General features: G+C 46.0%; 10 protein-coding genes. 4 read left to right on the top strand and 6 right to left on the bottom strand.

What is annotated here, in order from left to right; genetic code table 11:
* Window positions 1–3,278, bottom strand: a 3,278-nt coding sequence (locus BLV62_RS28830) for an Ig-like domain-containing protein (RefSeq protein WP_258522441.1), incomplete at its 3' end; no start/stop codon positions are given.
* Window positions 3,279–3,706: 428 nt separating this feature from the next.
* On the opposite strand from BLV62_RS28830, the gene rpmI reads away from it, so the two are divergent.
* Window positions 3,707–3,904 (top strand): 50S ribosomal protein L35, encoded by a 198-nt coding sequence (gene rpmI, locus BLV62_RS20670; RefSeq protein ID WP_079471802.1) that lies wholly within the window; start codon window positions 3,707–3,709, stop codon window positions 3,902–3,904.
* Window positions 3,905–3,954: 50 nt separating this feature from the next.
* Window positions 3,955–4,299 carry a 50S ribosomal protein L20 gene (gene rplT / locus BLV62_RS20665; protein WP_089763860.1) on the top strand — a complete coding sequence of 115 codons (345 nt, stop codon included), beginning with the start codon at window positions 3,955–3,957 and terminating at the stop codon, window positions 4,297–4,299.
* Between the two features lie 3 nt (window positions 4,300–4,302).
* On the opposite strand, the gene ispE is transcribed toward rplT, so the two are convergent.
* The 4 genes from ispE to BLV62_RS20645 all read right to left on the bottom strand — a co-directional run bounded on the left by ispE (window position 4,303) and on the right by BLV62_RS20645 (window position 7,660).
* Window positions 4,303–5,112, bottom strand: coding sequence for a 4-(cytidine 5'-diphospho)-2-C-methyl-D-erythritol kinase (gene ispE, locus BLV62_RS20660; RefSeq protein WP_089763858.1), 810 nt, complete (start codon window positions 5,110–5,112; stop codon window positions 4,303–4,305).
* 60 nt (window positions 5,113–5,172) lie between these two features.
* Window positions 5,173–5,769: a bifunctional nuclease domain-containing protein gene (locus tag BLV62_RS20655; protein ID WP_089763856.1), complete on the bottom strand. Its 597-nt coding sequence runs from the start codon at window positions 5,767–5,769 to the stop codon at window positions 5,173–5,175.
* A 140-nt stretch (window positions 5,770–5,909) separates the two neighbouring features.
* On the bottom strand, window positions 5,910–6,881 hold the full coding sequence (locus tag BLV62_RS20650; protein ID WP_089763854.1) for an electron transfer flavoprotein subunit alpha/FixB family protein: 972 nt from the start codon (window positions 6,879–6,881) through the stop codon (window positions 5,910–5,912).
* Window positions 6,882–6,919: 38 nt separating this feature from the next.
* Entirely contained in the window at window positions 6,920–7,660 is a 741-nt protein-coding gene (locus tag BLV62_RS20645; protein ID WP_089763852.1) for an electron transfer flavoprotein subunit beta/FixA family protein, read from the bottom strand.
* A gap of 145 nt (window positions 7,661–7,805) precedes the next feature.
* Between BLV62_RS20645 and BLV62_RS20640 the strand changes: the two genes are divergently transcribed.
* Both BLV62_RS20640 and tilS read left to right on the top strand, forming a co-directional pair.
* Window positions 7,806–8,117, top strand: a complete 312-nt coding sequence (locus BLV62_RS20640; RefSeq protein ID WP_089763850.1) for a tetratricopeptide repeat protein — start codon at window positions 7,806–7,808, stop codon at window positions 8,115–8,117.
* An 18-nt stretch (window positions 8,118–8,135) separates the two neighbouring features.
* Window positions 8,136–9,488: a tRNA lysidine(34) synthetase TilS gene (gene tilS, locus BLV62_RS20635; RefSeq protein WP_089763848.1), complete on the top strand. Its 1,353-nt coding sequence runs from the start codon at window positions 8,136–8,138 to the stop codon at window positions 9,486–9,488.
* Here the strand turns inward: tilS and BLV62_RS20630 are convergent.
* Window positions 9,475–10,089: a rhomboid family intramembrane serine protease gene (locus BLV62_RS20630; RefSeq protein ID WP_089763846.1), complete on the bottom strand. Its 615-nt coding sequence runs from the start codon at window positions 10,087–10,089 to the stop codon at window positions 9,475–9,477. The genes tilS and BLV62_RS20630 overlap by 14 nt on opposite strands.
* Window positions 10,090–10,100: the final 11 nt, after the last annotated feature.

Here is a 10,100-nt window from a genome sequence, read left to right as displayed (position 1 = left end):
GCCGGAGTCCAGGTGAAGGTAGGAGGTGTCACGTCCTGCACGGTCACATTCTGCACAAACGTAGCCGAATTCCCGCATTGGTCCTTCGCCGTCCAGGTAATAGTGTAGGTGTACTTATTTGGGCATTGCGGATCTTTTACCGGCGTAGATTCAACAGATGTAAGATCAACAGACCCCAGTGCAGGACAATTGTCTACTGCGATCGGTTTAGCTTTATCAGGAGTAAATGTCTTGTCGCAATCTACTGTCGTATCCTTCTGCGGCGTATAAGTAAATGTTGGAGCTGTATTATCTACAACATGTACGTTCATGCTTGTTGAAACAGCGTTGCCGCATGCATCTTTGGCTGTCCAGGTAATAGTATAATTATAGGTTCCCTTACAGGCAGGATTAGGATACACTGGTGTTGTGGAAGTAGGGGCGCCTACTGTTACAGCTGAACAATCGTCTGTGGCTATTGGCTTAGGCACAGCAGTATTGGCAAATGCTTTTTCACAGCTAACGGTGGTATCCGCAGACGGAGTGTAAGTGAATACCGGTGCTTTGGTATCTTTTACAGTTACTGTCTGAGTTGCAGTAGCAGTACTGCCGCACTGGTCTTTAACCGTCCAGGTACGTTTAATCACTTGCGTACATGCGTCTGGGTTGGTTGTGGCGTCTGTAGTACCGGTGATAGTGGCGTTGTATCCTACAATTGTTGGCGTTCCAAAATTGGTAGTATAGTCTGTACCTTTTTTACATTCAACAGTAACGTCGACAGGCACGGTAACTTTCAGTGTCGTGGTGTTTATCCTGATAGTCACTTCATTGCTGGTAGAAGTACATGTACCGGAGGTAATGATCAGGCGGTACTTGTCTACGGTATTTGTGGTCGCGAGTTTGGGCGGAGCATAGGTATTGGAGTTGGTTCCAACATTCGTCCATAGGCCGCCGTTGCTGCTTCTCTGCCATTGATAAGTGTAGGTGCCGCTCCCGCCTGCCAGTGGGCCTTTGATCGTTAGCAGAGCCGGAATATCCGAGATTTTACAAAGTATCTGGTCAGCAAGGATAGTATTGCCGGTGATCGCTGCCTGGTTCACAACATTAATTACAGTGTCATGAGTGCAATCAGTTTTGCCGTTATTTACGACAGTCCATCTTACCTGTACCGTTGAACCGGCAGGAACGCCGTTGATAGTGGTGCTCGGCGCAGTTGGATCAGCTATCGTGATGGCCGGGTTAGGAGTGACCAGCGACCAGGTACCGCTTTCGGTTGCCTTCAGCGTAGCGTTCAGGTTAAATGTACCGTTTGCGCACTGTGTAGGAGGAGTGGTAACTTTCGGAACCGGGATTTCGTATACATTAATATTATAGGAGTCGGAAGTCGTACATTTTCCGTTGACGACGGTCACCTTGTAGGTGTTTACACCAATGGTCTTTGGGATATCGGTAAGATTAATGGTTTTAGGCGTACCGGTACCTACAGGAGACCAGGTGATATCAAATTTGCTGTTGCTGGGTTGGATAGCCAACGCGATGGAGGAGCCTGCACAAATGTCGTTAGGTCCGCCGGTGATGGTGACCTTAGGCATGGTATCTACCACGATGGTTCCGAATCCGGAATCCACACACTGGCGTGGTGCTCCTGTAACAGGGTCTTTACCGTAATCCGCTATTCCCAAAGCCCAATAGGTAGAAGTAGTATCGGGAGTTACGGTAAGAGAGGGCCCGACGACGACGGGATTCACTCTCCATTGGTATTTCGTATAGCCTCCCGTGGCCGTCAGTATCACCTGCTCGCCTTTACATACCCGGCCGGTAGATACCGTTACTTTTGGTTTAGGAAGGATGGTTATCTTAGTGTATTCCGAAGGAGCCGCACAGTTGCTTGCGTTGTTCTTTTCGAGAATATTTACACGGTAATAAATGACAACGGGCTTATCGGGATCTCCGACAAGCGCGCCTTCTTTAAATACCAGGGTGTTCGTCTGGCTGCCTGTTCTTAGTGTAAGAGAGTCAGTTAATGGAAACCAGGTAGTGCTGTTATAACTGTATTCCCATTGGTATTGAGGGTTTTTAAAGTAATCCTTTTCGGGGTAATAAACACCGTTATCCCAACCATCGGGGGCATATATTGCTTTGATGGTTACCGGGGCGCCTTCACACAATGCCGCTTCTTTTAACTCAGGTTTGGTTGAACCATCGATAAATGAGTAAATATATGGACTACAGTATTGAAAAGAGATGTCATCGATCGCGATATCATTACCACAATCTCCATATCGATCGTTCACAATGGCGAGCGTTACTTTTGTTACACCGCCCGGAGTTTTGAATCCGCCTCCATATTGCTGCCATTCAGGTCCATCAAGGTTCATGGATACATCATAGGTTTTAAACCTGGCCAGGGTATCCGGTGTCGCTTTGCTTTCATCGATGATAAGGAAGGTTACGCCGGCATAATGGTAACCGTCACTGTTTCCATCCGCACAGGTAGAATTGAATACCTGAAGGCCGTTCAGGTTCAGGAACCAGGCGCTGAAATTATAGGAAGAACCCGGACACACCGGTACATCTTTCTTTACAAAGAATGTTTTTTTCGCGATCGCAGAATTGGCGATCAACATTCCGCCTGCTTTTTTAGGGTCGCCACCATTGCCGGTGTGGTCGGTGCTGTAAACCCATTCGGTACGGATCTGGCTATTCCAGAATACACAATAACTATTGTCTTTGAAGTCGCTGGTCGGGTGCTGAACATAATTGTAACCACCAGTGTTGGCGCCAGTTGAAGCAGGGACGTAAGGATCGGAGACGCTTTTGGTATCTGTAATATTGAAAGTACCAAAATTGTATGTAAAATCGTTCGCCCCGGTAGAGTTACCGAGGCATGGAAGAACAGAGCAATCCTTTACATATATGGTCCGGGTAATACTGCTGCTGGAGCCGTCATCTTTATAGACAATGGCAGTAAAAGTATAGGTTCCGGTGCTTTTGAACTTAATGGTTAAAGCGTTGACATTATAACTTGGATCGGGTTTCTGACCCGTTAGTTTGTTAATGTCCGGGTCTGAATTGTATAATATTTCATAATCGCCTCCTGTAATAGTCCAGTCAGCTTTTCTTGCCCAGCCCCGGTTTTTCCAGTAAAAGGCGTTGATAGATGCAAAGCTGTTCAGGCAGGCTGAATCCGGTAGGTTCATGAATATTTGGCCATCTACTCCATTTAATGCCACGGCCTCTTTACTTGGGAAGAAAGTACAACCCAGTAATAGGCATAGAATGGTTAAAAGTCTTTTCATAGGTGCAAACAGTTAAGTGAAAAAAGTATCAGGTCTGACTAACCGAAGGGGTCAGACGAGCCAGTTCCACAACTCTTTACATTGGTTAAATTCGCCTTTTAATAAAGGCTGGTACCGGTTGGCAGGTGTGTAAAATGGTTTCATAGGCTTCTGGTATTTAATACATGGTATGGTTAAAATATATGAAATATTTGAGATTAAAATTATGGATAATATGGCAATTTTAAAAGAGTGAAAATTTTATTAATATGTATAGGTACCAGATAAGTTTATGATTAATCTGATCGAAAATTGATTGTCAATCCCTTAAGAAGGGGTAAAAAAATATTAAAAAGTTATCCACATTTCGTGTTGGCTGATATTTATTTGCGGAGGACTGTGCTTTATTAAATAATTTCCCTACCTTTGCAGACCAAATTTGATGTAAGATGCCCAAAGTAAAGACTCATTCCCGTGCCAAGAAAACATTCAAGGTGGGTGGGAACGGACAGATTAAGCGGTTCATGGCCTTCAAAAGCCACTTACTGACCAAAAAATCTACGAAAAGAAAACGTAGCTTAAGAGGTAGTACACTGGTTCATGAAGCAAATCTTAACCTCGTTAAGAGAATGCTCGGAATGCGCTAGTCATCTGTCATTGTAAATCGAATTTTATAACCTGAGAAAAAAACAAAACAATGCCTCGTTCAGTTAACGCCGTAGCTTCAAGAGCCCGCAGAAAAAGGATCTTAAAGCAAGCCAAAGGCTTTTACGGTAAAAGAAAGAATGTTTACACCGTAGCGAAGAACGTCCTGGAAAAAGGACTCACTTACAGCTACGTAGGTCGTAAACTGAAGAAAAGAAACTATCGTCAGCTGTGGATCGCTCGTATCAACGCTGCAGTAAGAGCAGAAGGTCTGACTTACTCCGTATTCATGAACAAATTAGCTAGCAAAAACATTGATCTGAACAGAAAGGTGTTGGCTGATTTAGCAATGAACGAACCAGAAACCTTTAAAGCCCTGGTAGCTTCAGTAAAGTAAGATTTACCTGATTGTAAATACCCGGTAGCTGGCATCCCAAAAGATGTCAGCTATTTTGTTTTTAGGAAAGATCCCGAAAACAGCCGACCCGCTTCCACTCATCGACGCATAGATCGCCCCATTACCATACATTTTCTCCTTTATATCCCTTATCGCCGGGTACTGCGCAAATACCGGCTCCTCGAAATCATTGCTCATCAAATGTTTCCAGTCTTCTACCGGCTTCCGGATAACTGAAGGCAAAGACTGCGCTGGTACCTGGGGCGCCAGCTGCCTGAACGCCCAACCGGTATTGACATGAATACCCGGGTGAACCAGCAAAAATGAATAACCTGAAAGGTCGAGGTCTACCGGCGTCATTATCTCTCCCCGGCCAGTCGCAAAGCATGGCTTGTTGGGGATAAAAAATGCGCAATCGCTTCCCAGCTGCGCCGCATAGTCTATCAGCCTGGCCTCATCGAGGTTCAGCTGGTACCTGGTATTTAATAAACGCAGCATAAACGCGGCATCTGCGGAGCCGCCGCCTAAACCGGCGCCAATTGGTATATGTTTGTGTAAATGAATATTAACCGGCGGCAGGGTAGGGTAGTCGGCCAGTAAGAGTTGGTAAGCGCGTAAACAGAGGTTATCCGCCGCCTCTCCCGGTACAGCTATCCCGCTGCTTTCGAAATGTACCTGCTTGCTGCTTATTACCTCCAGGGCGTCGGTAACCGGTAATGGGTAGAAAATGGTTTCAAGGTCATGGAACCCATCTTCCCGCTTACGGATAATATGCAAGCCCAGGTTTATTTTACAGTTTGGAAATACGATCATAGTAACGCCTGCTCCCTATAGCAATACCGGCAGCATCGAAAAGAATGAATAAAAAAGAAATTACCTGTTTTTCCGGCTGTTTATTTCATCACGGATGGCGATAGCCCGGATATAATCCTCCTGTTCCAGTACCTCCTGCAATAAGGTATTAAGATCTTCCAGGTTAAGACTTTTCAGGTCGTCATCTGCTCCCTTTTCATGCTCAGAGATCACAGGGGCTGCAGCTTTTGGTTTTTTACCTGCCGGATCATCCAGCAGGATACCGGCACTGTTGAGAATATTTTCGAATGTATAAATGGGGCAGCCAAAACGCACTGCGAGCGCTAATGCATCCGAAGTTCTGGAATCAATTTCAATGGTTTCCTCGTTATTGGAACAGATAAGCTTAGAATAAAAGATGCCCTCCTGCAGATTGCTGATGATCACTTCCTGCAGCTCTATATTGAAAGCATTCATGAAGTTTTTCATCAAATCATGCGTAAGGGGTCTGCTGGGTTGCATTTTCTCCAACGCCACTGCAATTGCCTGGGCTTCAAAACCGCCAATTACAATGGGTAAACGCCTTAACCCATTTACTTCACCTAAAACCACCGCATACGAATGTGTTTGGGTTATGCTGTGTGATAAAGCAACTATTTCCAGTTCTATTTTTCTCATATCTGTCTTGCGTTGTCGCTGAATAGTTTGTAAGACCGTGAAGTTAGAAAAATATTCCTTATCTAAAAAAAATCTAATTAAATTTCAGCATAGGATTTGCGGAAAATTATATACCGCAAATCCTATATCTGTCTGGTCTCTTACTGTTGTTTATATTTCTTCACAGCTTCGGTCAGCTTAGGAACTACTTCAAAAGCATCTCCAACTATCCCGTAATCAGCTGCTTTAAAGAACGGCGCTTCCGGATCTTTGTTGATCACTACGATCACCTTGCTTCCATTTACCCCGGCCAGGTGCTGAATAGCCCCGGAAATACCAATAGCAATATACAGGTTCGGACGAACTGTCAGCCCTGTCTGGCCTACGTGCTCATGATGCGGCCGCCAGCCGGCGTCTGCAACCGGGCGGGAACTTGCTGTTGCCGCTCCCAACGCTTTAGCCAGGTCTTCCAGTATACCCCAATTTTCAGGCCCTTTCAGTCCACGGCCTCCACTCACAATGATCTCCGCCTCTGTTAACGGCACATCGCCGCTGACAGTTTCTGTACGTACGACCTTTACTTTAAAATCCGCATCACTGATAGCCGGTGAAAATGCTTCCACAGCGGCAGTACCACCCGAAGGGCTCAACGCAAAGGTATTAGGTATGATAGCAATGATCTTGATCTCCGACGTGATATTTACATTAGCAAATGCCTTACCTGAAAAAACATTCTTCTTCACTACAAACCCGTTGCTGGTGTCGGGATAGGAAATAGCTCCCGAAACCAAACCCGCCTTCAGCCTGGCGCTTACCCTTGGTGCAATGGCCTTGCCGTCAAAATTCTGCGGGAAGATGATCACCTTGCTGCCTTCTTTCCCGGCGGCTTCTGCAATGATCTTTGCAAACACTGTACTTTCAACTTCGTGTAGCCTTGCATCCGCAGCATGTAACACTTTTTTCGCCCCATAATTCCCCAATGTTTCCAGTTCTGCCGTTTCTACAGGCCCTAAAACCAGGGCTGTTGCCGTTGTGCCCAACTGTTCGGCAACTTTTGCACCGTATTGTACAGCTTCTAACGCCGCTTTCTTTATTTTACCTTGCGCCTGATCGGCAAATATTAAGATAGACATGGATTCAAATAATTTGTTGTTCAGAAAATCAGTTCCAATTAGATAACCTTTGCTTCTTCATGCAGTAATTTCACCAGCTCTTCTACGTTGTCCGGGCTGATCAGCTTAACGCCTGCCTTTGCCGGCGGCAGTTCAAAGCTGACAACGCTGGTCAGCGTGTCTACAGCTGCTGGTTCAACAACGGTCAAAGGTTTGGTCCTGGCGGCCATAATCCCGCGCATATTCGGGATACGGGCTTCTGCCATTCCTTTCTGACAAGAAACCACTACTGGCAGCGATACCTCGCAGATCTCTTCTCCTCCTTCTATCTCCCTGTTAATGGTAGCTACAGTGCCTTTCAGATCAAATTTGGCGGCAATGGAAACAAAGGGAAGTTCCAGCAACTCCGCCACCATACCGCCTATTACCGAGCCGTTGTAATCAATGGTTTCCTTACCGGTAAAGATGATGTCGTATTGTTTGTCCCTGGCAAATGCCGCTATTTGTGAGGCCACATAGAAACTATCTGTACTTTCCGCGTTGATCCGGAATGATTCATCTCCGCCCAAAGCCAATGCCTTACGGATAATCGGATCACAATCTGCTCCTCCCACCGTAACCAGGTGCACGTCTGCTCCAATGGTCTCTTTCAACTCCAACGCCCTGACCAGCGCATACCATTCATCGTACGGGTTGATAATAAACTGTACGCCAGCCTCATTGAATTTCGTGTTGTTGTCCGTGAAAGCTATTTTTGCAGTCGTGTCCGGTGTTTTACTGATACATACTAAAATCTTCATGGCCTAAAACTGTTTTGGTTTAAAAATGCGGTATGAGCAAATATATTTAATTAATATATGCTAACCGCAGCAGCAAAAATGATTTTGGTCAGGTTTAACGATATAACTTCGTGATATATAATATTAATGATTAATAAATATTTGCATGGATAGGATAGCTCAGATTAAGCAACTGCTACTCGCCACACCCAACGATAGTTTTCTGAAACATGCGCTGGCGCTGGAGTATATAAGCCTGGGAGATGATGCAACCGCTCAACAGTTGTTCGAGGAACTGCTGGCCCATGAACCGGGATATGTAGGTTCATATTACCAGTTAGGAAAGCTTTTTGAAAGGAAAGGAGATCAGGCTGCCGCTATCCGGACCTACGAGAAAGGAATGGAAATGGCCAAAGCAGCAGGAGAAAGACATGCATTGAACGAACTAAGATCGGCCTACGAAGAACTAGTATATTAATCATTTCATCTGACAGGAATGCCTCATCAACTACTTACTAATTTTACTTCCTATATTCAGGGCCAGCAATTGTTTGATCCCTCTCAAAAGGTGTTGCTCGCCGTCAGCGGAGGAGTAGACTCTGTTGTAATGGCCACGCTTTTCAAACAGGCAGGGTTCAATGCGGCCATTGCCCATTGCAATTTCCAGCTGAGAGGAGAGGAGTCGCTGCGCGACGAAGCCTTTGTCCGCGCGCTTGCTGCGCAGCTGTCATTACCCTTTTTCCAGGTAAGTTTCAACACAACCGGGTATGCCGAAACGCACCAGGTGACTATCCAGGTTGCGGCCCGCGAACTGCGTTACGAATGGCTGGAGGCGATCCGTAACCAGGAAGGATATCATTATATTGCAACCGCCCATCACATGCAGGACAGCGTGGAAACTGCCCTGATGAACTTTGCAAAAGGCACCGGGATCGCAGGCTTGCATGGGATTTTGCCCAAACAGGAGAAGGTCATCAGGCCCCTGTTGTTTGCCGAAAAAGATACGCTGATCGCTTTTGCTGCCTGGAAAAATATCCAGTTTGTAGAAGATAGTTCGAATACAACGGATAAGTATACACGTAATTTTTTCAGACGCCAGGTAATACCCCGCATCCAGGAAGTTTTCCCCGCGGCCGTAAAAAATATGGCGGCAACAACCGAACGTATCAGGGAAGCGGAATACCTGTACCAGGAAGCTGTTGAAAGAAAAAAGAAACAATTGCTGGTACAGAACGGGAATACCTGGATGGTTCCTGTTCGCAAGCTACAGCATATAAAGCCGCTGTCAACAATTGCCTGGGAGATTTTCAGGCATTATGGCTGCTCGGCTGCCCAGACACAACAGGTATTGCTGTTGTTGGGAAGCGAATCGGGGCGCTATGTAGAAACCAGCACCCACCGCATCATCCGCAACCGGAACTGGCTGCTCATCACACCCCTGGCCGATATAGCGGCGCCTTTGCAGGTCATAGATGCTGAACAGCAGCATGTTCATTTTGCAGGCGGACAACTGCATATCCGCCAGGAAAAACGCGATCCCCATCTTCCTATACCCACTTCCCCCTTTATCGCCTGCCTCGACGCCAGCCAGGTTACTTTTCCGCTATTATTGCGCAAGTGGAAGCAGGGAGATTACCTGTACCCGCTGGGAATGCCTAAAAAGAAAAAAGTAAGCCGCCTGCTGATAGACCAGAAATTATCATTGCCTGAAAAAGAACAGGTATGGGTACTGGAATCAGCAAAAAAGATAGTCTGGGTCTTAGGTCTGAGGATCGACGATCGTGTTAAGATCACTCCCAAAACCCAGTCTGTGCTGCAGATAGAATGGAAAAAAATTAGCGGTGAGTGAGTTTGAAAAGGAACTCAGTTCCCAGCTCCGGCTGGAAAATCAACGGGAATATCAATCCAAATAATGCGCCCCACAAGTGGGCATCGTGATTGATATTTCCTCCTCCTTTCCGGGAAAGATAAGCAGAAATGATCAGGAACAGCGCTCCATACACCACTGCCGGCAAAGGCAGTGCAAAGAAAACGGAGATCGTAGCCCAGGGCTGTACGAGGATCGATGTAAACACGATGGCGGAAATAGCGCCTGATGCGCCCAGCGATACATAATCGGGATTGTTCCTGTGCTTAAAGTAAGAAGGCAGGTTGGCTACAATGATACCCAGTATATAATAGGCTATATACAATGCCTTGCTGTTGAAAAGATAGATAAACACCTGCTCAACGAAGCTTCCGAAGAAGTAAAGCGTCAGCATATTAAATATCAGGTGGCCGTAATCAGCATGTACAAAACCGGAAGTGAAGAAACGGTAAAACTGGTTGTAACGTTTCACCATATAGGGTTGCAGGCTTAACTTATATAACTGGTCCTGGTTGCTGAATGCTGAAATTGAAACCAGGCAGGTAAAGATAATAATGATCAGACTAATGGATAACGACGGCATACTGCTTGAAA

This window comes from Chitinophaga terrae (ex Kim and Jung 2007), from assembly GCF_900107795.1.
GTDB classification, from domain to species: domain Bacteria; phylum Bacteroidota; class Bacteroidia; order Chitinophagales; family Chitinophagaceae; genus Chitinophaga; species Chitinophaga terrae.
Note: the sequence above shows the minus strand (reverse complement) of the source record. Positions and strands in the feature narration are given on the sequence as shown.

Excerpts from the sequence above, each read along its gene's own strand:
- BLV62_RS20630 (WP_089763846.1), bottom strand. The coding sequence starts at position 10,089 with ATGCCGTCGTTATCCATTAGTCTGATCATTATTATCTTTACCTGCCTG.
- tilS (WP_089763848.1), top strand. The coding sequence starts at position 8,136 with ATGCCTCATCAACTACTTACTAATTTTACTTCCTATATTCAGGGCCAG.
- BLV62_RS20645 (WP_089763852.1), bottom strand. The coding sequence starts at position 7,660 with ATGAAGATTTTAGTATGTATCAGTAAAACACCGGACACGACTGCAAAA.
- rplT (WP_089763860.1), top strand. The coding sequence starts at position 3,955 with ATGCCTCGTTCAGTTAACGCCGTAGCTTCAAGAGCCCGCAGAAAAAGG.
- ispE (WP_089763858.1), bottom strand. The coding sequence starts at position 5,112 with ATGATCGTATTTCCAAACTGTAAAATAAACCTGGGCTTGCATATTATC.
- BLV62_RS20640 (WP_089763850.1), top strand. The coding sequence starts at position 7,806 with ATGGATAGGATAGCTCAGATTAAGCAACTGCTACTCGCCACACCCAAC.
- BLV62_RS20655 (WP_089763856.1), bottom strand. The coding sequence starts at position 5,769 with ATGAGAAAAATAGAACTGGAAATAGTTGCTTTATCACACAGCATAACC.
- BLV62_RS20650 (WP_089763854.1), bottom strand. The coding sequence starts at position 6,881 with ATGTCTATCTTAATATTTGCCGATCAGGCGCAAGGTAAAATAAAGAAA.
- rpmI (WP_079471802.1), top strand. The coding sequence starts at position 3,707 with ATGCCCAAAGTAAAGACTCATTCCCGTGCCAAGAAAACATTCAAGGTG.